Origin of the sequence: Providencia sp. PROV200, assembly GCF_049901995.1 — a bacterium.
GTDB lineage: Bacteria > Pseudomonadota > Gammaproteobacteria > Enterobacterales > Enterobacteriaceae > Providencia > Providencia rettgeri_E.
The window spans coordinates 419747-444410 of record NZ_CP096307.1; the positions used below are offsets into that span (position 1 = coordinate 419747).

Sequence of the window (24664 nt, forward strand, 5' to 3'; positions counted from 1 at the left end):
ATCATCACTAACCCTGTTTTTATGATGATAAAACAGGGCTAATTTTGTGATTAAAAATCGACTAGTTGGCGTAATTTTGCTCAATTAAATTCAGCAAGGTTTCTGTTGCAGCGCGCCAATCATCGGCTTTGGTGATCGCACTGACCAGCGCGACGCTGCCCACTCCAGTTGCTAGCACTGCGGGGACTTTCTCAATGGAAATCCCCCCAATGGCGACCGTTGGGTAATCAGGCGTGGCTTCCACCATGGCTTTAAGTGTTTCCAAGCCCTGAGGTGAAGATGGCATCTCTTTGGTTTGTGTTGGAAAGATATGCCCCATCGCAATGTAAGAAGGACGCACAGATTTTGCGATAGCCAGTTCATGCTCATCGTGCGTTGATATTCCTAACCGTAGCCCAGCTTGGTGTATTGCCAGTAAGTCGGTCGTTTCTAAATCTTCTTGGCCTAAATGTACGCCATAGGCGCCGAACTCAACGGCTAAGCGCCAGTAGTCATTGATAAATAACCGCGCGTTATGCTTTTTACCCAAAGCGATGGCTTTTTGAATATCATCACGCACATCGGCATCTGCTTTGTCTTTGATGCGCAATTGGATTGTGGAAACACCTGCATTAAGCAGGCGTTCAATCCATTCAACGGAATCAACGACAGGGTAAAGCCCAAGGCGTTGTTCGGTCTCTGGAAAAGGTGACGTTGGCGTGATAATAGCGTTAGGCGATTTTTTCATTATCAGTGACCTCTGTATTCACAATCTCTGCGCCATGGTACAGTTCGCTGCCGTGAGCACGAAAGGCCTCTGACATCTGTTCCATACCCGCTTCTTTTTGGGCCGCGTAATCACGGACTTCTTGGGAAATCTTCATCGAACAGAATTTCGGTCCGCACATTGAGCAGAAATGGGCAATTTTTCCAGAAGCTTGTGGCAAGGTTTCATCGTGATATTTGCGAGCAGTTTCAGGGTCTAATGCCAAGTTAAATTGGTCTTCCCAACGGAACTCAAAACGTGCCTTGGACATGGCATTATCACGAATTTGCGCACCAGGATGGCCTTTGGCAAGGTCAGCGGCGTGGGCTGCGATCTTATAAGTGATTAGCCCTTGTTTAACATCGTCTTTGTTTGGTAAACCCAAATGCTCTTTCGGGGTGACGTAGCACAGCATTGCACAACCAAACCAGCCGATCATGGCCGCACCAATCCCAGAGGTAAAATGGTCATAACCCGGTGCGATGTCTGTCGTTAGAGGCCCTAAGGTATAGAATGGCGCTTCGTGGCAGTGCTCCAACTCTTCCGTCATATTACGGCGGATCATCTGCATTGGCACGTGACCAGGGCCTTCGATCATCACTTGAACATCATATTCCCACGCAATTTTGGTTAACTCACCAAGGGTATGTAATTCGGCAAATTGTGCTTCATCGTTGGCGTCTTGGATTGAACCTGGGCGCAGGCCATCCCCTAATGATAAGGAAACGTCGTAAGCGGCACAAATTTCACAAATTTCGCGGAAGTTTTCATATAAAAAGTTTTCTTGGTGATGAGATAAACACCATTTAGCCATGATAGAACCACCACGAGAAACAATCCCCGTTAGGCGTTTAGCGGTCATTGGCACATAGCGTAGCAATACGCCAGCATGGATAGTGAAGTAATCGACCCCTTGCTCGGCTTGCTCTAATAATGTGTCACGGAACATTTCCCATGTGAGATTTTCGGCGACACCGTTCACTTTTTCGAGTGCTTGGTAGATAGGTACTGTACCAATCGGCACAGGGCTATTACGTAAAATCCATTCGCGAGTTTCGTGAATATAACGGCCAGTGGATAAATCCATGACCGTATCTGCGCCCCAACGCGTCGACCAAATCAGTTTTTCCACTTCCTCTTCAATGGAGGAAGTGACCGAGGAGTTACCAATGTTGGCATTCACTTTAACCAAGAAATTACGGCCAATGATCATCGGTTCTGATTCGGGATGGTTAATATTAGCAGGGATGATGGCGCGGCCGGCTGCCACTTCTTGGCGAACAAATTCAGGGGTAATATTTTCCGGTAAATTTGCGCCAAAGCTTTGGCCTGGGTGTTGTTGTAATAAAACTTCGCCACGAATGCGTTCACGGCCCATATTTTCACGGATGGCAATAAACTCCATTTCAGGGGTTACGATACCTTTTCGTGCATAGTGTAATTGGGTAACACATTTGTTAGGTTGGGCTTTTAATGGGTGGGGGCGGTTGTTAAAGCGCAGATGGTCAAGGCCTGCATCAGCAAGACGTTGTTGGGTAAAATCGGAGCTTAAATTTTCGACAGGTACGGTATCAGCACGTTCACTTATCCATGGCGCACGAATTTTTTTAAGGCCTTTATGGACATTTAATTCAGAGACTGGGTCGCCGTAAGGGCCAGATGTATCATAGATAGGAACAGGTTCGTTATCTTCAAATTGTGGGTTGTCTTTATCGCCCCCGATCAAGGTTTGAGAGAGTTGGATTTCTCGCATCGGGACTTGGATATCGTCTCTAGAACCTTGTAAATAAATGCGCTGTGAATTAGGAAACGAAACGCCAGAAACGGTATTAATAAAATTTTCAGCGGCATCACGTTGAGCTTTACGGGTGCGAGCGGGTGCAGCTTGTGGCGATAAATCAGCAGTAGGGATGATATTTTGTTCTGTATTATTGGACATAGCAATTTCCTGACATTGTCACGGCTATCACAGTTTAGTGTGTAGCGGGTTTATCGAAAGAAAGTTGCTTGTCAGGAGTTCGGAGGAGTAATAAAAAGGCTTGCGCTGAATTTTTCACCAAATCTAATGGGGTGAAATGACGCTGAGTGATTACTCTTGTTCCCTTCGCGGGTATTAACCCGATCAGGTTCCGCGGATCCCGAATTAACGGTCTCAGCCTGATGCATTGCATACTAGGCACTCCGACAAGAGGTTTCAGTATAAGCTTTCCTCGTTATTCTTCAAGCGATAAGTGCGTTGGCTGCACTCGGCTCCCCAAGTCACATACTTATGTATGCTCCTTGGGATATCCTTGTTTGCCGCCTTCTTCTCACTTGAATAATTTAGAGGAAAGAGGAAATCAAAGTGGAATAAGACTATTTCCTCGTCATGTTTCGCGCGATAAGTGCGTTGGCTGCACTCGGCTCCCCAAGTCACAGACTTATGTATGCTCCTTGGGATATCCTTGTTTGCCGCCTTCTTCTCACTTGAATAATTTAGAGGAAAGAGGAAATCAAAGTGGAATAAGACTATTTCCTCGTCATGCTTCGCGCGATAAGTGCGTTGGCTGTACTCGGCTTCCCAAGTCACAGACTTATGTATGCTTATCGGGATAATTCTATTCATCTCCTTCCTCTAGCACGAATAATTTAGAGGAACCTTTGAAAGGCAAGTTAGTTAAAACCTAAAAAATTGAAATCAAGGCTGAGATAAAAATAAGATTTATAAATTCCACTGATATTGCGGCCAGTTGTTTTCATTGGCGGCTTGGAGGAGGCGAGGGTCACCGTTGACGATAAAGGTTTCGTCAGCAAATTGACACATAGGTAAGTCATTAGCAGAGTCAGTATAAAAATAAACATAGGCATCAGTGATTGGCTGGTAGCGTATCCAGCCTAATAGGCGTTTGACTTTGCCTTCTTTAAAGGTTGGTATACCGTCGATTTCTGTGGTGTAGCAGCCATCTTGTTGCTTGATATCGATCCCCATGGCGACGTCTGCACCCAGTTGATCCGCAATCTTTTTCACAATAAATGAAACCGTTGCGGAGATCACAATAATGGGGATCCCTTTGGCTCGATAATGTGCGATCGTTCTAATCGCTTCAGGGTAGACTCGCGGTAAAATCACACTTTGTACAAAATCATCCAACCAGATATCCACTTGATCAGCTTTCACATTGGCGAGAGTCTGCAGGTTAAAACGTAAGTAAGTCGGCATATCTAATGTGCCTGCATTATATTGCGCCATCATGGCTTTATCCGCTTCCACAAACTGTGGGTCACTGATAATTTGCCTGTCCCACAGATATTGTGTCCACAATACGCTACTATCACCTTGAATTAACGTATCATCTAAATCAAAAATGGCCAGTTGGTTTTGCATTATATTCCTATTCACTGATTAACTAAGTGTGCGAATTTCATTTTTATTAAACATAAGTTCAAGGTGAGTTCCTGGTTCAAATAAACGCTCAGATGAGCGGTTAAGTAAATCCACGGTCATGTCACCTGCGGGGGTATTCACACTATAACGAATGATATTGCCGAGCAACTGATGATCCAATATCACGGCATCAACAGGGTGAGAAATATGGCTACCATACTGTCGGCCAGCTTCTTTGACATATATAGACTCAGGACGGATAGCCAATGTGCCTTGCAAATCAAGGCCTAGCATTGTATTGGCTTTTTCTGAATCAACAAGGTTGTAATGCCCCATAAACCGAGCAACAAACTCTGTTGCTGGTTGGGTATAAATATTCTCAGCTGTACCACTTTGTACTATCTGGCCTTTATTCATAAGAAAAATACGATCAGACATAATCATCGCTTCATCTTGATCATGAGTAACAAAAATTGTGGTTAAGCCTAACTCACGTTGAATTTGGCGGATTTGCTGGCGCAAGTGCTTGCGAATGCGTGCATCAAGAGCGGAAAGCGGCTCATCAAGTAACAAAATTTGCGGTTTCATCACCAATGCTCTTGCTAGCGCAACGCGTTGGCGCTGCCCCCCTGACAGTTGATGGGGAAATTGTTGTTCTTTGCCTTGCAATTCAACTAATTCAATCACTTCAGCGACTGCTTTAGATCTCGCTTGGCTATCAATTTTACGCATTTTTAAACCAAACGCGATATTGTCAACCACAGTCATATTGGGAAATAAAGCATAACTTTGGAACACCATACCCACTCCGCGTTGTTGCGCGGCTTGGTGGGTTACATTCTGGCGATTAATATAAAGTTCACCATGATTAAGTTGTTCAAGCCCTGCAATACAGCGTAATAAGGTAGACTTTCCGCAACCACTTGGCCCTAGTAGGGTAATAAATTCACCTTTTTCGATAGTAAATTGAATATCAGCAAATACCTGATTAGTGCCAAAAGATTTGGCTAAATTTTCTGCAATAACATAACTCATCATTCATCTCCTGAACGATTTAATCGCATTGCTAACCACGTCAGCAATAAGGTAAATAGAAAATAAGACATCACCAGGGCAGAAGTGAAGTGTCCGCTGGTTTGTCGCATATTGAAAAGATAGATTTGCAAAGTTTCATAACGTGTTCCCACAAGGATATTGGCAAACACAAATTCACCCATTAAAAATGAAAATGAAATTAATAATGAAACCAACATACCTTTGCGAATATTCGGTAACACAATCATCATGAAGGCTTGGAATGTACTGGCACCGAGTAAATGTGCAGCATCCATTAAGTCTTGCAAATTAATGCCTTGGAAGCTATTCGCAAGCGCACGATACATAAAAGGTAACGTGATGGTGAAATAGGTACCAATCAGGATCCAAGGTGTGCCAACTAACATGAATGGTTCATCAGCAAATATTTGCAACAAACCTACCGATGAGACCACCGGTGGGATCGCAAAGGGTAAAATAATCAGTAAATCCATTATCCCTTTGAGTTTGGGGAACCGATAAAATACGGCAAACGTCATCGGTAAAATAATTAATGTGCTAACCAGTAATGTACCAAAGCAAATAATCAATGAACGACCAAACGCCATAAGAAAACGCGGGTCTTGCCATAATTGTAGATACCATTTGATGGACAAGGCGTCAGGTAGCACTGTGGCCCCCCAAGAGCTTGCGATGGAATACAAAAATGTGGCGATAATCGGTAGCGCTAATAAGCTAGCAACACAGATTAGTACTAATTTATGAAGCCATAACCCAGAGGATTTATTGCCATTGGTTATGGCTGGGCTAATCGCATTATTATTTTGCATGGTAGCTCCGCTTGATTAACCAATGATGGATGGCAGTTATAAAAGCTAAGATAGCGATAAGTAGCATTGATAACGCAGCAGCCATATTCGGCTCGAGAAATAAATCACCGGAAACTAAACTGGCAATTCGGATAGTCACAAGGTTGTAATTACCACTCGTTAACGCATAAGTACTGGCGTATGCGCCCATTGCATTCGCAATTAGGATAATAAAAGTGCCAAGTAAAGCAGGAGAAAGCACTGGAATAGCGACTTTCAACCAATAGGTTAGCTTACTTGCACCCATCGTTTTCGCTGCGTCTTCCCACTCCGGTTTTAGTGCGTCAAAGGCGGGGTAGAGCAACAACACACCTAATGGGATCTGAAAATACACATACAACAGCATCAAGCCACTTGCGCTGTATATATTAAAATCTTCGATAATTCCCCATGATTTGAGTTGTAAGGTAATCGCCCCATTGAAGCCCAAAATAATAATGAATGCGAAAGCAAGGGGAACCCCGCTGAAATTGCTGGCCATGGTGGTGAAGGAAATCATTATTCGGCGAATTTTCCCTTGCATTTTATAAATGGAAAATGCCGTGATACTGGAAATCAATAAGCCAATCACACTACAAATAACGGAAAGCCATAACGTGTTTTCAAACGCTTGCAAGTAAAAATCATTATTGAATACTTCAAGATAGTTACCGAATGACCATGTTTCTTCGTAGATAAAGCTATTAATGAGCACCCAAATCATTGGGGCGATTTGGAATAGACTAAACAACACAAAGAATGGCAAAAGTAGCAGTGCGGCTCGCCAGTGAAAACGAGCAAAACATTTTTTCAACATGGCAGTTTTTCCCTGTTGTTGGTATGTCTGTTCACAGGGAGCAGGGATATCAGCCATTACAAATCTCCTCGTAACAGCGCATCACAAACTGGTTTATCGAGAGAGTTGGCACCAAGTAAGTGACAAATGGTTCCGCAAATTGCAGTTTGCTCAATATTGCAGGGTTGATGAGAAAACTGCGAGCCGATCACAAACAATGGTACTAAGCACTCTTCGGGGAGCGTTCCACCATGGCTACGATCATTGTTCATCCCATGGTCACTCGTGATCAGAATTTGATAACCTTGCTCAACCCATGTAGGAATATAATTCGACAGGATAATATCTGCATGGCGTGCTGCATTACGGTATTGTGGGGAATCAAAGCCAAACTTATGCCCTGTATCATCTATGTTCATAGGGTGGATCAATAAAAAATCAGGGTTAAATTGAGTCCGTAAATATTCCGCATCGACAAATAAATGGTCATCAGGGTAATGGTCTGCTTGATAAAAGCAGCCGTGTTGGATAGCGAGTGAATCATCGTGGGTGAAACGGTCTCGTAAGGCAACAAAAGGTGCCCGGTTATACAGTTCACTCACCCAATAATAAGCAGCGGCAGCGGTCGTTTTGCCGGCAAGGCGCGCGAGAGAAAATATGCTGTCAAAATGGGATAAACGGACAATTTGGTTATTCACAATACCGCTTTTGACCGGAGGAACGCCTGTTAGTATGCATTCATATAAAGGACGAGACATCGAAGGAAGCTCACACTCTAATTGGTAACATGTTGCGCTGTCGGCTTTGACTAAGCCGTTGAGATAGCCCATACAATGATGGGCTACTGAATAACTTAAACCGTCTAGGACAACAAGTATGACTTTTTCAGACATTAATTTTTCCTAAAATAAATTCATTAAATTACTGCTGGTGGATCAAAACTTGCTGTTGCCACATTTTAGGGAGATTACGAGACGACTTTTCCCAACCTTCAGCATTTTTAATTGGCTGAACATTTTTATACTGTTCTTCAGGTAATAATTTGGCTTTAATATCATCAGGTAACGTTAAATATTGTGCACGAATTGGTCGTGCATAACCTTCAGCAAGGTTAATTTGCCCTTTATCACTGAAAATAAACTCACGAGCTAGCTTCGCTGCGTTAGGGTTTTTGGCAAATTTATTGATGATCGTGGTGTAACCTGAAATTACAGAGCCATCAGATGGGATCACAACCGTAAAGCGATCGCGATTGATCTGATCACGGTAATTCAGTGCGTTAAAGTCCCATAAGATACCAACTTCCACTTCACCTTTTTCGATATTTGCGACAGTTGGGTCATTAACGGATAGGCGTTTTTGTTTAGCGAGTTCAGCAAAAAATTCAATGGCAGGCTTTAGGTTGTTTTCATCCCCACCACGCGCAAATGCAGCAGCCAGTACAGCGTTATTCGCTTGTGCAGCGATGCCAACATCCCCAACGGTGACTTTATATTTCCCTTTGAGTAGGTCATCCCAGCTTTTCGGTGCATCTTTTACTAAATCATTATTGATCATAAAAGCGATAGACCCCGTATAGGCTAAAGCCCAATGACCGTCTTTATCTTTTGCCCAATCAGGAATTTGTGACCAAGTTGTTGGTTTATAAGGCTGAGTTACTCCTTTTAGCACGGCAACAGGCCCAAAAGAAGCACCGACATCACCAATATCTGCTGTCGCATTATTTTTTTCAGCAGCAAATTTGGCAATTTCTTGGGCGGAACTCATATCGGTATCTTGATGCTTCAAGCCATATTGTGTTGCTAAGTCTTGCCAAGTTCCTTTCCAGTTCGCCCAAGTATCAGGCATCCCAACGCTGTAAACTTGTCCTTCTTTTTTCGCTGCATTGATTAATTCTGTTAAATTAGTCTCGGCAGCTAATGTCACACTGGATGCGGTCAATGATAGTAAAATCGCAGGAACGATAGTTTTCATTATTTTCTCACTTTTGAAGAACGGTGAACCGTATTGGTTACTTAGCATCCTAATTTTAAGACGTGACAGTTAGTTGATCCTTTTATGACAGTTTTTAGACATTTTATGGAATGGAACGTCTAAAAAGTGTCAAAATTGCTAAAGAAAAACAATGAAACAAACGTTTGAATGACTTTGTGTCAAAAAAGTATATTGTGTCATTAATAGATTTATTTTACCGACAATAAAAACTGACAAAAGACGTGAAAAATGAATAAGTTAAAATTATCAGGAACAGAAAGTGGTTGGTGGTTTATCTGTTTTTCCGGGCGTTTGTGGTTACCTCATGGAGACATTCCTCGAGGTATGGCAAAGGACTATTTGTTAGAAGGAAAAACAGCAACACCCATTGGTGAGTGGCAAGGGGAAATCGTCTGGTTGATAGCCGACAAAATGCCATCAGATATGGCTTCTCCCCGTATTGTTGCTGCGCAAGATGAAGGCTTATTTCGCCTCGCTGGGCGAGGTGTGCAATTAGCAGAATTCTATCGCTCTCACCGCTATTGTGGCTATTGCGGTACCGCAATGCGCCATAGTGAAACAGAGTGGGCATGTTTGTGTGATCATTGTCATGAGCGTTATTACCCGCAGATCGCCCCTTGCATTATCGTGGGGATCCGCCGTGATGACCATATTCTATTAGCTCAGCACCGACGCCATTCGCAAAACCCGTTATTTACGGTTCTTGCTGGTTTTGTCGAGGTTGGCGAAACGTTAGAAGAAGCAGTCATGCGCGAAGTCATGGAAGAGAGCCATATTAAAGTAAAAAATATCCGCTATGTTTCTTCACAGCCTTGGCCTTTTCCTCATTCCTTAATGATGGGGTTTCTTGCGGACTATGAGAGTGGTGATATTAAAGTCGACCCGAAGGAACTGGTGAGTGCAAATTGGTATCATTACGATGATTTACCGTTGATCCCACCGGCAGATACAATAGCTAGGCGTTTGATTGAAGATACGGTCGCATTGTGTCGTCAAAGTGAGTATGAAACGAGGGAATAGCACAGCGCTGATATTGTTATCATTAACATGATACAATAATAAACCTCGCTCTTAGCCATTTGCGGCGGCCACTTATAATAATGGAGTAAATAATGACTGAGTTAAAAAATGACCGCTATCTACGTGCTTTGCTACGTCAGCCTGTAGATGTGACCCCTGTATGGATGATGCGTCAAGCAGGGCGTTACCTGCCTGAATATAAAGCAACACGCGCGGAAGCTGGTGATTTTATTGCTCTGTGCAAAAACACCGAATTGGCTTGTGAAGTAACATTGCAGCCATTACGTCGTTTTCCATTAGACGCTGCAATTTTATTTTCTGATATTCTTACCATCCCTGATGCAATGGGGCTTGGGCTATATTTTGAAACGGGAGAAGGCCCGCGTTTCCATAAACCGATTATGAGCGCAACGGATGTAAAAAATATCCCTATCCCTGATCCTGAAATGGAACTTGGTTATGTGATGGACGCCGTTCGTGCCATACGCAAAGCCCTTAACGGTAATGTGCCACTCATTGGTTTCTCTGGTAGTCCGTGGACTCTGGCGACTTATATGGTGGAAGGCGGTAGCAGCAAAGCCTTCACTAAAATCAAAAAGATGATGTACGAAGATCCGAATTCATTGCATTTGTTATTGGATAAACTGGCAGATAGCGTCATTTTATACTTGAATGCGCAAATTCGTGCTGGTGCACAGTCTGTGATGATTTTTGATACATGGGGTGGCGTATTAACTAAGCGTGATTATTTACAGTTTTCACTGAATTATATGCATAAAATTATTGATGGCTTAATTCGTGAAAATGATGGTCGCCGTGTGCCTGTGACCTTATTCACTAAAGGTGGCGGTCAGTGGTTAGAAGAAATGGCAGCAACGGGTTGTGATGCATTAGGCCTTGATTGGACGACTGAAATTGCCGATGCTCGTCGTCGTGTTGGTGATAAAGTTGCCCTGCAAGGAAATATGGACCCATCCATGTTGTACGCACCACCTGCGCGTATAGAAGAAGAAGTACAAAATATTCTGTCGGGCTTCGGTCAAGGTGAAGGGCATGTATTCAATTTAGGCCATGGTATCCATCAGGATGTTCCACCTGAGCATGCAGGTGCATTTGTGGATGCTGTTCACCGTTTATCCCGCCAATATCATCAATAATTATCATTTATTGATGTTCTTGATTTATGGTGTATTTATAGGATCTTGTAAGTACACCATTATCATCTATGATTAAGAATAATTAAATCTCATAAGCAATGGACGCATGATGGTTTTAGATACCCAACGGTTACGAACAGAACAAACTAGCCAAGCCTCAAAAATCATTTTGCATGATGAATTTCCTCCCCTCAAACTGATTGGTGGGGCGGATGTGGGCTTTGAGCAGCAAGGTGCGATTACGCGTGCTGTGGTGGCTGTACTCTCTTGGCCACAGCTAGAACTTGTTGAGTATCAAATAGCAAGAATACCGACGCAATTGCCTTATATACCGGGGTTACTTTCTTTTCGCGAAGTACCTGGCCTAATGGCCGCGTGGGAAAAAATACAAAATAAACCTGAATTAGTGCTTGTGGATGGACAAGGGATTGCACACCCTCGACGGTTTGGTGTTGCCTGCCATTTTGGGTTACAAGCGAACATTGCCACAATTGGTGTAGCAAAAAGCCGTTTATGTGGTGATGCCGATGAGTTAAATGAAGACCCCGAAAGTGTTCAGCCGTTAATGGCAGGTGAAAATCAACTTGGTTGGGTGCTGCGGAGCAAAAAACGCTGCAAACCATTATATGTTTCTCCGGGACATAAAGTCGGTTTTTCGTCTTCCTTAGAATGGGTTAGGCAGTGTCTAAAAGGGTATAGGTTGCCTGAGCCAACACGTTTTGCTGACGGAATTGCATCAAATCGAACGTTTTTTAAGCGAATGAATGAGAAAATCAGCTAATTATCAGCAAAATATGTGGCATTGACAGATTTTCAGGTAAACTGCGAAGTATTAAGATTGATGAGTCAGAAATTATGTTAAGAAATCCCATTCATTTGAGGTTGGAAAAATTAGAAAGCTGGCAACACACGACTTTCATGGCAAGCTTATGTGAAAGAATGTATCCCAACTTTCAGATGTTTTGTCTGCAAACTGAATTTGCCGATGCAAAAGTTTATCGTTCCATCCTTGATTTAGTTTGGGAAACTTTGGTCATTAAAGATAGCAAAGTCAATTTCGACAGTCAGTTAGAAAAATTAGAAGAAATTATCCCATCAGCGGATGATTTCGATATGTATGGTGTGTATCCAGCTATTGATGCCTGTATTGCATTGGGTGAAATTATTCATTCGAAATTGAGTGGTGAAACCCTCGAACACGCAATATTGGTTAGCGAAGCATCCATTCGTACAGTTGCCATGCTCGAAATGACTCAAGCAGGGCGGGAAATGACAGAAGAAGAACTCAAAGAAATCCCGGCCGTTGAAGAAGAGTGGGATATCCAGTGGGACATTTTCCGTTTACTGGCAGCTTGTGAAGAGCGCGACTTAGAGTTAATTAAAGGATTAAAATCTGACCTCCGCGAAGCGGGGGTGAGCAACATAGGTATTACTTTAAGCTGATTTTTGCATTTTCATTATCGAAAACGTGACTTGACGCAGTAATGCTGAGTACTAAGACTTCACATTTGCCCCTACTCTGGTCTACATTTAGGGGCGAGAAGAAGTGGCTATCGGGGGCGTGTATCAGGGGCTGTCAATTTGGCATATCCGACGCACTCGATGCTTTGCAAACGATAAACACACTGTGTAAGGATAATTTATGAATAAGACTGAATTAGTTGATGCTATCGCAGAATCAGCGGACCTGACCAAAGTTCAGGCAAAAGCAGCATTAGAATCTACTCTGAATGCTATTTCTGAAACGCTGAAAAAAGGCGAGCAAGTCCAACTGGTCGGTTTCGGTACTTTTAAAGTTAGCCATCGTGCTGCACGTACTGGTCGTAACCCACAAACTAAAGCAGAAATCCAAATTCCTGCTACAACAGTACCTGCTTTCTCTGCCGGTAAAGCACTGAAAGAAGCTGTAAAATAAGAACATTGTACAGACGAATTACCAGAGGGGGTAAAAAACTCCCCCTTTTGTTTATTCAAAAAGGGTTGCTGGTATTGGGAGTCATCTCAATGCTAAGCGCCTGTTCTTCTAATACACCAAAGCTGCCTGAGTTTAGTGCAAGTGGTTTTATTGCTGATGATGGCGTCATTCGTATGTGGCGGCTGAATAATGCACAAAGCCAACCACTCGTCTTAATGGTGGTTTATAGCCCCTATAAAGGCACAGACACTTCCGTTAATTTCTTCGAATACCGCTCCGGTAAACTCTGGCAAATTCGCAGCCAAATCTTGAACCAAAAAAATGGTGATATCACCGAACAATTACGCTTCGATAAAAACAATGACGTTGTTTTTATGCAGCGCGCCCAAGATGGCCATAAAACATCGCTTTCAACAGATGACATCACGCGTTGGCGCTTTGAAGCTGAACGAGTACTTGAGACAAACACTGCGCTTATTGTTGGTGGCGTCAAACTCTATCAAGGTCGCTGGCAACAAGGTAAAGTGACCACCTGTGAAGGTGATGTGCGAGAAATAACCTTCGAGCCCTATGCTGAAAATTGGTTACAGAGCCGTGCGAAAGTGTGGCATTCGCAGTTAAATTTAGCGTGGTTGGAGTCTTCAGAGGGAAATCAGCTTTTGATGGTAGCTGATACCGATTTTTGCCGCTGGCAACCTTCTAAAGATAGCTTATAAATAATCGCTCGTCGTCTTTCGAACCACAGCTATATTGCTACGTTCGCTCACTCTAGTCACATACTTATGTATGCTCCTAGAGATTCTCTCTCTTGCAGTTTTGCTGTGATTCGAAATACTTAGAGCCATTGTCTGTGTGAATGGTCAAAGGCAAAAACAAATTCAAAAAATAGAAAATAAAAAAGCTGATAAAAGTTTCCTCTTATCAGCTCAGGGAATGGTTTAGTACTTTGTATTATTTTATACGAGCGATAGCACGGTAGCCGATATCGTTGCGGTAGAAGCTATCATCCCAGTGAATGGTTTTTGCCACTTCATAAGCTTTTGCTTGGGCTTTAGCGATATCATTACCTAATGCTGTTACGCATAGGACGCGACCACCGGCAGTCACGACTTCTCCATCTTTCATGCGAGTACCCGCATGGAAAACTTTACTATCAGCCGCTTCAGTAGTTGGTAAACCCGAAATTATATCGCCATTGTGGTAGTCGCCTGGGTAACCACCTGCAGCAATTACTACCCCTAAAGCAGGGCGCTCATCCCATAATGAATCTTTACCTGCCAGCTCACCTTTTGCCCCCGCTAAACATAAAGCGACTAAGTCCGATTGCAAACGCATCATAATAGGTTGAGTTTCAGGGTCGCCAAAACGGCAGTTGAATTCGATAACTTTTGGGTTACCTGCTTTATCAATCATTAATCCAGCGTATAAGAAGCCTTGATAGCGGTTTCCTTCCTGATCCATACCTTTAACCGTTGGATAAATAACTTGTTCCATCACGCGTTGGTGTATTTCATCTGTGACAACAGGAGCTGGGGAGTAAGCGCCCATTCCACCTGTATTTAAACCTGTATCACCATCACCGACACGTTTATGATCTTGGCTAGTTGCCATTGGAATGACATTTTCACCATCTACCATAACGATGAAACTCGCTTCTTCACCATCAAGAAACTCTTCGATAACAATACGATGCCCTGCATCACCAAAGGCATTTCCCGCTAACATATCGTGAACAGCTTCTTTTGCTTCTTGTAGGGTCATGGCAACGATAACGCCTTTCCCCGCGGCAAGGCCGTCAGCCTTAATTACAATAGGCGCACCGACTTTATCTAAGTAAGCCAAAGCGGGCTCTATTTCAGTAAAATTTTCATAAGCGGCAGTTGGAATATTGTGACGAGCTAAAAAATCTTTGGTAAATGCTTTTGAACCCTCAAGCTGTGCAGCACCTTGGGTTGGGCCAAAAATAGTTAAACCAGCGGCTTTAAATGCATCTACAACACCAATAACTAATGGTGCTTCAGGGCCGACAATCGTTAAATCAATTTGTTTTTCTTTAGCGAATTGGAGCAGCCCATCAATATCTGTTGCCGAAATATTCACGTTTTCGAGTGTAGGTTCTAATGCTGTTCCTGCATTACCTGGGGCAACATAGACTTTTTCCGCTAAAGGTGATTGCGCAGCTTTCCATGCCAATGCATGTTCACGACCACCACCACCAATAATTAAAATATTCATGACTAGGCTCCTAATAATTAGTGACGGAAATGACGCATATTAGTGAAAAGCATGGCAATACCATGTTCATTTGCGGCTGCAATCACTTCATCATCGCGAATAGAACCGCCAGGTTGGATAACACAAGTTACGCCAACAGCTGCCGCGGCATCAATACCATCACGGAATGGGAAAAAGGCATCTGAGGCCATCGCACAGCCAGCGACTTCTAGACCTTCATCTGCGGCTTTAATACCTGCGATTTTTGCAGAATACACACGGCTCATTTGCCCTGCGCCAATACCGATAGTCATATCATTTTTGGCATAAACGATTGCATTGGATTTTACAAATTTCGCGACTTTCCAACAGAATAACGCATCTTTTAGCTCGCGTTCAGTGGGTTGGCGCTTAGTTACAACGCGAAGTTCTTCTTTTTCAACCATTCCTAAGTCACGGTCTTGCACTAATAAACCGCCATTTACGCGTTTAAAGTCTAAACCTGCAACGGGTTTGCTCCATTCGCCACATTCAAGTACGCGGACGTTTTGTTTAGTTTCAAGAATAGGCAATGCATCTTTAGCAACAGAAGGCGCAATAATGACTTCCACAAACTGACGTTCAATAATCGCTTGAGTGGTTTCTTTATCTAATTGACGGTTAAAAGCAATAATGCCACCAAAAGCCGAAGTTGGGTCAGTTTTGAATGCATTATCATAAGCTGTATGAATAGAATCTCCGATAGCAACACCACAAGGGTTTGCATGTTTGACAATTACACAAGCAGGTTCTTTGAATGATTTAACACATTCAAGAGCTGCATCGGTATCAGCGATATTATTATAAGACAGGGCTTTACCTTGGATCTGCTGCGCAGTTGCAATAGACGCTTCTTTTGGATTTTCTTCTATATAGAAAGCCGCATCTTGATGGCTGTTTTCTCCATAACGCATATCTTGTTTTTTTATAAAGTTTAAATTCAAAGTGCGAGGGAAGCGGCCGGAAGGCTGAGTCGTATCACCGTAATAAGGGGCAACTAATTCACCAAAGTAATTCGCAATCATGCTGTCATAAGCTGCAGTGTGTTCAAAAGCTTTAATTGCGAGGTCAAACCGAGTCGACCAATTTAGTGAGTTCTCGTGGTTATCCATCTCATCAATGATGGTTTGATAGTCATTACTATTTACCACAATTGCGACATCTTTATGATTTTTAGCCGCGGAGCGCACCATGGTTGGGCCGCCAATGTCAATATTCTCTACAGCATCTTCAAGGGTGCAATTTGGTTTTGCCACGGTTTGGGCAAATGGGTATAGATTAACAACGACCATATCGATAGGCGCGATGTCATGTTGTTGCATGATGGCATCATCTGTACCGCGACGCCCTAAAATTCCGCCATGCACTTTTGGGTGCAATGTTTTCACTCGGCCATCCATCATTTCAGGAAACCCTGTGTAATCTGAAACTTCAGTTACGTTTAATCCTGACTCAGCGAGTAACTTTGCAGTACCGCCAGTAGATAGAAGCTCAACACCACGTTGAGATAACGCCTTAGCGAATTCAACAACCCCTGTTTTATCAGACACACTAAGCAGGGCACGACGAATAGGACGAAGCAGTTGCATGAGATAGATCCCTTGGATTTGAATAAATAAGGCAATAACGAATATCAGTCAGTAAAAACTCAAAGAGCTTTTCTTATATACCTATTATATCTATTGATGAAAGCCAAGCGGAATTAGCCCGCTTTCCCTATAACAATATATAAGTCACTAACAATTTCAGAACATAAAAACAAAATCAATGCTGAAATTTCGAGCCAATTGTAACGCAAACGTTTGCGTAATGCGCGGTAATTTTTAAATTATTTTCATGTTGTGGATAACTTGGTGTATAAGTCGGTATAAGTGGGGGTTTTGCTGTGGAATGCAGCAGTTGAACAAAATAATGCAAAAAAGGGGTTGCCAGATTTTTCTGACTCCCTATAATGCGCATCAACTGACCGGGAACAAGACAACGCAAAGCGCGATGAACACTGAAACGGCAGCGAGAGATTCTGAAAAGAAAAAGCAAAAAATTGCTTGACTCTCACGGAGGAAAACGTAATATACGCCTCCTCGCGACAACGACCTCGAAGTCGAAAATCGAAAGATTAGTCGCAACGCTCTTTAACAATTTATCAGACAATCTGTGTGGGCACTCACAGGACACTATCAAAAAAATATTTGATTTTAAGTCTTGAAGAGTGACTAACACGTTAATTCATATATATGAACTAATAGGTAATTTGGTTTCTTCGGAAATCAAACGACAGTAAACATTCTTTGAGCATCAGACTACTTTTAATTGAAGAGTTTGATCATGGCTCAGATTGAACGCTGGCGGCAGGCCTAACACATGCAAGTCGAGCGGTAACAGGGGAAGCTTGCTTCTCGCTGACGAGCGGCGGACGGGTGAGTAATGTATGGGGATCTGCCCGATAGAGGGGGATAACCACTGGAAACGGTGGCTAATACCGCATAATCTCTTAGGAGCAAAGCAGGGGAACTTCGGTCCTTGCGCTATCGGATGAACCCATATGGGATTAGCTAGTAGGTGGGGTAATGGCTCACCTAGGCGACGATCCCTAGCTGGTCTGAGAGGATGATCAGCCACACTGGGACTGAGACACGGCCCAGACTCCTACGGGAGGCAGCAGTGGGGAATATTGCACAATGGGCGCAAGCCTGATGCAGCCATGCCGCGTGTATGAAGAAGGCCCTAGGGTTGTAAAGTACTTTCAGTCGGGAGGAAGGCGTTGTTGCTAATATCAACAACGATTGACGTTACCGACAGAAGAAGCACCGGCTAACTCCGTGCCAGCAGCCGCGGTAATACGGAGGGTGCAAGCGTTAATCGGAATTACTGGGCGTAAAGCGCACGCAGGCGGTTGATTAAGTTAGATGTGAAATCCCCGGGCTTAACCTGGGAATGGCATCTAAGACTGGTCAGCTAGAGTCTTGTAGAGGGGGGTAGAATTCCATGTGTAGCGGTGAAATGCGTAGAGATGTGGAGGAATACCGGTGGCGAAGGCGGCCCCCTGGACAAAGACTGACGCTCAGGTGCGAAAGCGTGGGGAGCAAACAGGATTAGATACCCTGGTAGTCCACGCTGTAAACGATGTCGATTTGAAGGTTGTTCCCTTGAGGAGTGGCTTTCGGAGCTAACGCGTTAAATCGACCGCCTGGGGAGTACGGCCGCAAGGTTAAAACTCAAATGAATTGACGGGGGCCCGCACAAGCGGTGGAGCATGTGGTTTAATTCGATGCAACGCGAAGAACCTTACCTACTCTTGACATCCAGAGAACTTAGCAGAGATGCTTTGGTGCCTTCGGGAACTCTGAGACAGGTGCTGCATGGCTGTCGTCAGCTCGTGTTGTGAAATGTTGGGTTAAGTCCCGCAACGAGCGCAACCCTTATCCTTTGTTGCCAGCGATTCGGTCGGGAACTCAAAGGAGACTGCCGGTGATAAACCGGAGGAAGGTGGGGATGACGTCAAGTCATCATGGCCCTTACGAGTAGGGCTACACACGTGCTACAATGGCGTATACAAAGAGAAGCGACCTCGCGAGAGCAAGCGGAACTCATAAAGTACGTCGTAGTCCGGATTGGAGTCTGCAACTCGACTCCATGAAGTCGGAATCGCTAGTAATCGTAGATCAGAATGCTACGGTGAATACGTTCCCGGGCCTTGTACACACCGCCCGTCACACCATGGGAGTGGGTTGCAAAAGAAGTAGGTAGCTTAACCTTCGGGAGGGCGCTTACCACTTTGTGATTCATGACTGGGGTGAAGTCGTAACAAGGTAACCGTAGGGGAACCTGCGGTTGGATCACCTCCTTACCATTGAAGTGTTTTTGTGAAGTGCTCACACAGATTGTCTGATAGAAAGTAGAGCAATAGGCTATACGTGGGAGACTTATTCGAAAGAATAGGGCTTACATGAGATACCGCGCAGTAAGTGCAATATCTTGTGTCCCCTTCGTCTAGAGGCCTAGGACACCGCCCTTTCACGGCGGTAACAGGGGTTCGAATCCCCTAGGGGACGCCAATTGCGCCGATATCGAGTGAAAGACGATGTCCCCAATAATGATTAAGCCAATTATTTTAATAGTTGGTTTAACAATTATGCTCTTTAACAATCTGGAACAAGCTGAAAATTGAAAACAACGCACATTGTTTATCGCTTAAACAATGTGAGAGTCTCTCAAAAATCTCAACTTGAATAGTGTACTTTGAACTATCGAGTCGACGAGCGAAATGAGTTCAAGGCAGCCCGCGCACAGCAAGCGCAGCGTACTTAAAGTACGTGAGCATTGCGCGCACGGACTAACGCCGAAATCATGAAGCACAGTCACTCGTTGTAAGAAGACACCTTCGGGTTGTGAGGTTAAGCGACTAAGCGTACACGGTGGATGCCTAGGCAATCAGAGGCGATGAAGGACGTGCTAATCTGCGATAAGCGTCGGTAAGGTGATATGAACCGTTACAACCGACGATTTCCGAATGGGGAAACCCAGTGCAATTCGTTGCACTATCGTTTGATGAATACATAGTCAAACGAAGCGAACCGGGGGAACTGAAACATCTCAGTACCCCGAGGAAAAGAAATCAACCGAGATTCCCCTAGTAGCGGCGAGCGAACGGGGAGCAGCCCAGAGTCTTAATCAGCATTAGCATCAGGAGAACGGTCTGGAAAGGCCGGCAGTAAAGGGTGATAGCCCCGTATCCGAAGGTGTTAGTGTTGTGAACTCGACGAGTAGGGCGGGACACGTGTTATCCTGTCTGAATATGGGGGGACCATCCTCCAAGGCTAAATACTCCTGATTGACCGATAGTGAACCAGTACCGTGAGGGAAAGGCGAAAAGAACCCCGGCGAGGGGAGTGAAATAGAACCTGAAACCGTGTACGTACAAGCAGTGGGAGCCTTGATTTATCAGGGTGACTGCGTACCTTTTGTATAATGGGTCAGCGACTTATATTCTGTAGCAAGGTTAACCGTATAGGGGAGCCGTAGGGAAACCGAGTCTTAACTGGGCGAATGAGTTGCAGGGTATAGACCCGAAACCCGGTGATCTAGCCATGGGCAGGTTGAAGGTTGGGTAACACTAACTGGAGGACCGAACCGACTAATGTTGAAAAATTAGCGGATGACTTGTGGCTGGGGGTGAAAGGCCAATCAAACCGGGAGATAGCTGGTTCTCCCCGAAAGCTATTTAGGTAGCGCCTCGTGAACTCATCTTCGGGGGTAGAGCACTGTTTCGACTAGGGGGTCATCCCGACTTACCAACTCGATGCAAACTACGAATACCGAAGAATGTTATCACGGGAGACACACGGCGGGTGCTAACGTTCGTCGTGAAGAGGGAAACAACCCAGACCGCCAGCTAAGGTCCCAAAGTCATAGTTAAGTGGGAAACGAAGTGGGAAGGCTCAGACAGCCAGGATGTTGGCTTAGAAGCAGCCATCATTTAAAGAAAGCGTAATAGCTCACTGGTCGAGTCGGCCTGCGCGGAAGATGTAACGGGGCTAAACTATGCACCGAAGCTGCGGCAGCGATATGTAAATATTGTTGGGTAGGGGAGCGTTCTGTAAGCCTGTGAAGGTGTACTGTGAGGTATGCTGGAGGTATCAGAAGTGCGAATGCTGACATAAGTAACGATAATGCGGGTGAAAAACCCGCACGCCGGAAGACCAAGGGTTCCTGTCCAACGTTAATCGGGGCAGGGTGAGTCGACCCCTAAGGCGAGGCAGAAATGCGTAGTCGATGGGAAACGGGTTAATATTCCCGTACTGGTGATAATTGCGATGGGGGGACGGAGAAGGCTAGGCTATCCGGGCGACGGTTGTCCCGGTTTAAGAATGTAGGCAGGTGAATTAGGCAAATCCGGTTCACTATATGCTGAGGTTCGATGACGAGTCACTACGGTGATGAAGTAGCTCATGCCCCGCTTCCAGGAAAAGCCTCTAAGCTCTAGATTATCATTAATCGTACCCCAAACCGACACAGGTGGTCAGGTAGAGAATACTCAGGCGCTTGAGAGAACTCGGGTGAAGGAACTAGGCAAAATGGTGCCGTAACTTCGGGAGAAGGCACGCTGGCGCTAGGTGAAGTCCCTTGCGGATGGAGCTGAAGCCAGTCGCAGATACCAGCTGGCTGCAACTGTTTATTAAAAACACAGCACTGTGCAAACACGAAAGTGGACGTATACGGTGTGACGCCTGCCCGGTGCTGGAAGGTTAATTGATGGGGTTATCCGTAAGGAGAAGCTCTTGATCGAAGCCCCAGTAAACGGCGGCCGTAACTATAACGGTCCTAAGGTAGCGAAATTCCTTGTCGGGTAAGTTCCGACCTGCACGAATGGCGTAATGATGGCCAGGCTGTCTCCACCCGAGACTCAGTGAAATTGAACTCGCTGTGAAGATGCAGTGTACCCGCGGCAAGACGGAAAGACCCCGTGAACCTTTACTATAGCTTGACACTGAACATTGAGCCTTGATGTGTAGGATAGGTGGGAGGCTTTGAAGCGTGGACGCCAGTCTGCGTGGAGCCAACCTTGAAATACCACCCTTTAATGTTTGATGTTCTAACGTTGCCCCATTATCTGGGGTGCGGACAGTGTCTGGTGGGTAGTTTGACTGGGGCGGTCTCCTCCCAAAGAGTAACGGAGGAGCACGAAGGTTGGCTAAGCATGGTCGGACATCATGCGGTTAGTGCAAAGGCATAAGCCAGCTTGACTGCGAGAGTGACGGCTCGAGCAGGTACGAAAGTAGGTCTTAGTGATCCGGTGGTTCTGAATGGAAGGGCCATCGCTCAACGGATAAAAGGTACTCCGGGGATAACAGGCTGATACCGCCCAAGAGTTCATATCGACGGCGGTGTTTGGCACCTCGATGTCGGCTCATCACATCCTGGGGCTGAAGTAGGTCCCAAGGGTACGGCTGTTCGCCGTTTAAAGTGGTACGCGAGCTGGGTTTAGAACGTCGTGAGACAGTTCGGTCCCTATCTGCCGTGGGCGTTGGAAGATTGAAAGGGGCTGCTCCTAGTACGAGAGGACCGGAGTGGACGCACCACTGGTGTTCGGGTTGTCATGCCAATGGCATTGCCCGGTAGCTAAGTGCGGAAGAGATAACCGCTGAAAGCATCTAAGCGGGAAACTTGCCTTGAGATGAGTCTTCCCTGACCCTTTAAGGGTCCTAAAGGAACGTTTAAGACTAAGACGTTGATAGGTTGGGTGTGTAAGCATAGCGATATGTTGAGCTAACCAATACTAATGAACCGTGAGGCTTAACCTGACAACACCGAAGGTGTTTTAGAGAGATTGGGTTGTTTTTGATAGCGAGTGAGAAGCCGAGAGGTGAAGGACACACAGCTTGTTTGAGATTGATGTTTTGGTTTAGTGCATAAAAGTGACATTAAACGGGAACAAACAGAATTTGTCTGGCGGCAATAGCGCGGTGGTCCCACCTGACCCCATGCCGAACTCAGCAGTGAAACGCCGTAGCGCCGATGGTAGTGTGGGGTCTCCCCATGTGAGAGTAGGGAACTGCCAGACATTAAATTAGTGAAGAAGCCACCCATTGGGTGGCTTTTTTGCGTTTAGGGGTAACGAACTAATTGTTGATGTTAGAAGTGAAGTTCCTTAATATCCCAACTCCCAACTCCCAACTCCCACTTCTTTCTTTTAACGGCTCACTTAATTTAATCCTTCTACGCAGGGCGATTAGTCATGAATATAACCATCGTAATCATGAATATAACAGTCGCAAATGGAAGTTCATGATACAAAGTAGTGAGTAACAGCTCACTTGTTTCTTAATTAGTCGAGTGCAATAAAATTAACTATATCACTACAATATGGTGTGGTAGTGATTATCTACTAGCGCCATGAATGGAAGGTCTGGAACTAAAGTAGTGAGTAACAGCTCACTTATTATTTAATTAGTCATTTTTAATTTTAATAAAACCAACTGGATATGGTGTGGTGGTTATCTATTACTACTGTGAATGGAAGGTCTGGAACCAAAGTAGTGAGTAACAGCTCACGTATTATTGATTTAATCGTAGTTAATTCCAGTAAAATTAACTGGATATAATTATCTGGTGATTATCTATTATTGAAGCCGATATAAGGGTTTGTACCAAAGTTGTGAGTAACAACTTACTGGTATTACAGAATGAGTTAACTAATTGAGATAGTGGAGATTGTGGATTTTAAAGCTAATTATTGAGTATAAATTATGTAAAAGCCTTCTTATTATTTGTAGATAATAAAAATGAGTCACTCTCAATATAAAATATGGGAAATCAATAAGTTGATTGTCGGATATACTGGTTGAGAATGAGTAATAAGTTCTAGTGCTTGAAATTATTTCATTTAACCTTGAAACACTCGACAAGACGAATAACATTAGTTAGATTATTTGGCATTCTAGAAGTCTAAACGTATAAACGGAAGAGGGAGATGAATGATGCCTATTCGTTTACCAGATGAACTACCGGCAGTTAATTTCTTGAGAGAAGAAAATGTTTTTGTTATGACAACAACAAGAGCTAGTCATCAAGAGATCCGTCCCTTGAAAGTATTGATACTCAATTTGATGCCGAAAAAGATAGAAACTGAAAATCAGTTTCTTCGTTTACTGTCAAACACACCATTACAGGTTGATATTCAACTATTACGAATTGATCAACGAGAGTCAAAAAATACTCCAACAGAGCACTTAAATACCTTTTATTGTGATTTTGAAGACATACAGGATCAGAATTTTGATGGCTTAATTGTAACGGGTGCTCCACTAGGACTGGTAGAGTTTAATGACGTGCTATACTGGCAGCAAATAGAAAAGGTAATAGCTTGGGCGAAGGAACATGTCACATCAACCCTTTTTGTTTGTTGGGCTGTGCAAGCGGCTTTAAAGGTGTTGTATGACTTACCTAAATGGACCAGAGAAGAAAAACTATCAGGTATATACCAACATGATACGTTAGAGCCATATGCTTTACTGACAAGAGGGTTTGATGGGTCATTTTATGCGCCTCACTCTCGTTATGCCGATTTTCCTGAAGATCTTATTCGTCAGCATACTGATCTGGAGATTTTAGCAAGCTCACAGGAGGCAGGTGCTTATTTGTTTGGGTCAAAAGACAAACGGTTAGCATTTGTGACAGGTCATCCCGAATATGATGGAGATACGCTAGCACAAGAATATTGGCGTGATATAGATGCTGGAATTTCGCCTCAGATCCCATGCAATTATTTCAAAAATGATGATCCCAATAACCCTCCAATGGTGAATTGGCGTAGCCATGGGCATTTATTGTTTTCAAATTGGTTGAATTATTATGTGTATCAGATCACACCTTTTGATCTTACTAATATGGAACCAACACTAGATTAAAAAAAGAAATATAAATTTAGTAATGACAATAAAATAAGTGTTTTTGCTGGTTGTACCAGTTTAAATTAGGCTTATATCGTAAAAACAGGTGTCAAAGCTAGTCTGAAAGCAGCTATTTATTAGCTGCTT

18 protein-coding genes, 1 tRNA gene, 3 rRNA genes and 1 riboswitch are annotated in these 24664 nt (G+C 44.1%); of the genes, 12 read left to right on the plus strand and 10 right to left on the minus strand.

All coding sequences use genetic code 11. The features are described from left to right. Nucleotides 1–61: 61 nt before the first annotated feature. From thiE to M1E86_RS01915, 8 genes are all read right to left on the minus strand, one after another. Entirely contained in the window at nucleotides 62–727 is a 666-nt protein-coding gene (gene thiE, locus M1E86_RS01880; protein WP_213914525.1) for a thiamine phosphate synthase, read from the minus strand. Continuing rightward, on the minus strand, nucleotides 711–2684 hold the full coding sequence (gene thiC, locus M1E86_RS01885; RefSeq protein WP_213914526.1) for a phosphomethylpyrimidine synthase ThiC: 1974 nt from the start codon (nucleotides 2682–2684) through the stop codon (nucleotides 711–713). The genes thiE and thiC overlap by 17 nt, the downstream gene beginning before the upstream one ends. Nucleotides 2685–2827: 143 nt before the next feature. After that, a riboswitch (TPP riboswitch) is annotated at nucleotides 2828–2939 on the minus strand. A 507-nt stretch (nucleotides 2940–3446) separates the two neighbouring features. Continuing rightward, a complete protein-coding gene (locus M1E86_RS01890; protein WP_213914527.1) occupies nucleotides 3447–4109 on the minus strand; it encodes an HAD family hydrolase in 663 nt (220 codons plus the stop codon). A gap of 18 nt (nucleotides 4110–4127) precedes the next feature. Beyond that, nucleotides 4128–5144 (minus strand): ABC transporter ATP-binding protein, encoded by a 1017-nt coding sequence (locus M1E86_RS01895; RefSeq protein ID WP_125895135.1) that lies wholly within the window; start codon nucleotides 5142–5144, stop codon nucleotides 4128–4130. Further along, the gene (locus M1E86_RS01900) at nucleotides 5144–5974 is read right to left on the minus strand and encodes an ABC transporter permease (RefSeq protein ID WP_125895114.1); all 831 of its coding nucleotides are present in this window, start codon (nucleotides 5972–5974) and stop codon (nucleotides 5144–5146) included. Before M1E86_RS01900 ends, M1E86_RS01895 begins: the two co-directional genes overlap by 1 nt. Next, a complete protein-coding gene (locus tag M1E86_RS01905; RefSeq protein ID WP_125895116.1) occupies nucleotides 5964–6866 on the minus strand; it encodes an ABC transporter permease in 903 nt (300 codons plus the stop codon). Before M1E86_RS01905 ends, M1E86_RS01900 begins: the two co-directional genes overlap by 11 nt. Next, a complete protein-coding gene (locus M1E86_RS01910; protein WP_125895119.1) occupies nucleotides 6866–7681 on the minus strand; it encodes an alkaline phosphatase family protein in 816 nt (271 codons plus the stop codon). Before M1E86_RS01910 ends, M1E86_RS01905 begins: the two co-directional genes overlap by 1 nt. A gap of 28 nt (nucleotides 7682–7709) precedes the next feature. Then, nucleotides 7710–8762 (minus strand): ABC transporter substrate-binding protein, encoded by a 1053-nt coding sequence (locus M1E86_RS01915; RefSeq protein ID WP_125895121.1) that lies wholly within the window; start codon nucleotides 8760–8762, stop codon nucleotides 7710–7712. 249 nt (nucleotides 8763–9011) lie between these two features. On the opposite strand from M1E86_RS01915, the gene nudC reads away from it, so the two are divergent. From nudC to M1E86_RS01945, 6 genes are all read left to right on the plus strand, one after another. Beyond that, a complete protein-coding gene (gene nudC, locus M1E86_RS01920; protein WP_213914528.1) occupies nucleotides 9012–9803 on the plus strand; it encodes an NAD(+) diphosphatase in 792 nt (263 codons plus the stop codon). A gap of 92 nt (nucleotides 9804–9895) precedes the next feature. Continuing rightward, nucleotides 9896–10960: a uroporphyrinogen decarboxylase gene (gene hemE / locus M1E86_RS01925; RefSeq protein ID WP_125895123.1), complete on the plus strand. Its 1065-nt coding sequence runs from the start codon at nucleotides 9896–9898 to the stop codon at nucleotides 10958–10960. A gap of 109 nt (nucleotides 10961–11069) precedes the next feature. After that, nucleotides 11070–11741, plus strand: coding sequence for a deoxyribonuclease V (nfi, locus tag M1E86_RS01930; RefSeq protein ID WP_125895137.1), 672 nt, complete (start codon nucleotides 11070–11072; stop codon nucleotides 11739–11741). A 74-nt stretch (nucleotides 11742–11815) separates the two neighbouring features. Then, complete coding sequence (locus tag M1E86_RS01935; RefSeq protein WP_102140164.1) at nucleotides 11816–12403, plus strand: YjaG family protein; 588 nt, start codon at nucleotides 11816–11818, stop codon at nucleotides 12401–12403. A 199-nt stretch (nucleotides 12404–12602) separates the two neighbouring features. Further along, entirely contained in the window at nucleotides 12603–12875 is a 273-nt protein-coding gene (locus M1E86_RS01940) for an HU family DNA-binding protein (protein ID WP_004264522.1), read from the plus strand. A gap of 89 nt (nucleotides 12876–12964) precedes the next feature. Beyond that, complete coding sequence (locus M1E86_RS01945) at nucleotides 12965–13591, plus strand: DUF1481 domain-containing protein (protein ID WP_213914529.1); 627 nt, start codon at nucleotides 12965–12967, stop codon at nucleotides 13589–13591. Nucleotides 13592–13826: 235 nt separating this feature from the next. Here the strand turns inward: M1E86_RS01945 and purD are convergent, their stop codons facing one another. Continuing rightward, entirely contained in the window at nucleotides 13827–15110 is a 1284-nt protein-coding gene (gene purD / locus M1E86_RS01950; protein ID WP_213914530.1) for a phosphoribosylamine--glycine ligase, read from the minus strand. A gap of 17 nt (nucleotides 15111–15127) precedes the next feature. Then, entirely contained in the window at nucleotides 15128–16717 is a 1590-nt protein-coding gene (gene purH, locus M1E86_RS01955; protein WP_213914531.1) for a bifunctional phosphoribosylaminoimidazolecarboxamide formyltransferase/IMP cyclohydrolase, read from the minus strand. A gap of 301 nt (nucleotides 16718–17018) precedes the next feature. Between purH and M1E86_RS01960 the strand changes: the two genes are divergently transcribed. The 6 genes from M1E86_RS01960 (at nucleotide 17019) to metA (ending at nucleotide 24535) form a co-directional block, all read left to right on the plus strand. Continuing rightward, nucleotides 17019–17177 carry a hypothetical protein gene (locus tag M1E86_RS01960; protein ID WP_426099237.1) on the plus strand — a complete coding sequence of 53 codons (159 nt, stop codon included), beginning with the start codon at nucleotides 17019–17021 and terminating at the stop codon, nucleotides 17175–17177. Nucleotides 17178–17435: 258 nt separating this feature from the next. Further along, nucleotides 17436–18975: ribosomal RNA gene (locus tag M1E86_RS01965) — 16S ribosomal RNA — on the plus strand. Nucleotides 18976–19107: 132 nt separating this feature from the next. Then, nucleotides 19108–19183: transfer RNA gene (locus M1E86_RS01970), tRNA-Glu, on the plus strand. A gap of 337 nt (nucleotides 19184–19520) precedes the next feature. Next, nucleotides 19521–22429, plus strand: a 23S ribosomal RNA gene (locus tag M1E86_RS01975). A 144-nt stretch (nucleotides 22430–22573) separates the two neighbouring features. Next, nucleotides 22574–22689, plus strand: a 5S ribosomal RNA gene (rrf, locus tag M1E86_RS01980). The 16S, 23S and 5S rRNA genes sit together here with 1 tRNA gene alongside, the layout of an rRNA operon. Before the next feature lie 916 nt (nucleotides 22690–23605). After that, the gene (gene metA / locus M1E86_RS01985) at nucleotides 23606–24535 is read left to right on the plus strand and encodes a homoserine O-acetyltransferase MetA (RefSeq protein ID WP_125894990.1); all 930 of its coding nucleotides are present in this window, start codon (nucleotides 23606–23608) and stop codon (nucleotides 24533–24535) included. Nucleotides 24536–24664: the final 129 nt, after the last annotated feature.

Bases quoted from the DNA above. Each gene is read 5' to 3' on its own strand.
- thiE (WP_213914525.1), bottom strand. From the start codon at position 727: ATGAAAAAATCGCCTAACGCTATTATCACGCCAACGTCACCTTTTCCA.
- thiC (WP_213914526.1), bottom strand. From the start codon at position 2,684: ATGTCCAATAATACAGAACAAAATATCATCCCTACTGCTGATTTATCG.
- M1E86_RS01890 (WP_213914527.1), bottom strand. From the start codon at position 4,109: ATGCAAAACCAACTGGCCATTTTTGATTTAGATGATACGTTAATTCAA.
- M1E86_RS01895 (WP_125895135.1), bottom strand. From the start codon at position 5,144: ATGAGTTATGTTATTGCAGAAAATTTAGCCAAATCTTTTGGCACTAAT.
- M1E86_RS01900 (WP_125895114.1), bottom strand. From the start codon at position 5,974: ATGCAAAATAATAATGCGATTAGCCCAGCCATAACCAATGGCAATAAA.
- M1E86_RS01905 (WP_125895116.1), bottom strand. From the start codon at position 6,866: ATGGCTGATATCCCTGCTCCCTGTGAACAGACATACCAACAACAGGGA.
- M1E86_RS01910 (WP_125895119.1), bottom strand. From the start codon at position 7,681: ATGTCTGAAAAAGTCATACTTGTTGTCCTAGACGGTTTAAGTTATTCA.
- M1E86_RS01915 (WP_125895121.1), bottom strand. From the start codon at position 8,762: ATGAAAACTATCGTTCCTGCGATTTTACTATCATTGACCGCATCCAGT.
- nudC (WP_213914528.1), top strand. From the start codon at position 9,012: ATGAATAAGTTAAAATTATCAGGAACAGAAAGTGGTTGGTGGTTTATC.
- hemE (WP_125895123.1), top strand. From the start codon at position 9,896: ATGACTGAGTTAAAAAATGACCGCTATCTACGTGCTTTGCTACGTCAG.
- nfi (WP_125895137.1), top strand. From the start codon at position 11,070: ATGGTTTTAGATACCCAACGGTTACGAACAGAACAAACTAGCCAAGCC.
- M1E86_RS01935 (WP_102140164.1), top strand. From the start codon at position 11,816: ATGTTAAGAAATCCCATTCATTTGAGGTTGGAAAAATTAGAAAGCTGG.
- M1E86_RS01940 (WP_004264522.1), top strand. From the start codon at position 12,603: ATGAATAAGACTGAATTAGTTGATGCTATCGCAGAATCAGCGGACCTG.
- M1E86_RS01945 (WP_213914529.1), top strand. From the start codon at position 12,965: ATGCTAAGCGCCTGTTCTTCTAATACACCAAAGCTGCCTGAGTTTAGT.
- purD (WP_213914530.1), bottom strand. From the start codon at position 15,110: ATGAATATTTTAATTATTGGTGGTGGTGGTCGTGAACATGCATTGGCA.
- purH (WP_213914531.1), bottom strand. From the start codon at position 16,717: ATGCAACTGCTTCGTCCTATTCGTCGTGCCCTGCTTAGTGTGTCTGAT.
- M1E86_RS01960 (WP_426099237.1), top strand. From the start codon at position 17,019: ATGCAGCAGTTGAACAAAATAATGCAAAAAAGGGGTTGCCAGATTTTT.
- metA (WP_125894990.1), top strand. From the start codon at position 23,606: ATGCCTATTCGTTTACCAGATGAACTACCGGCAGTTAATTTCTTGAGA.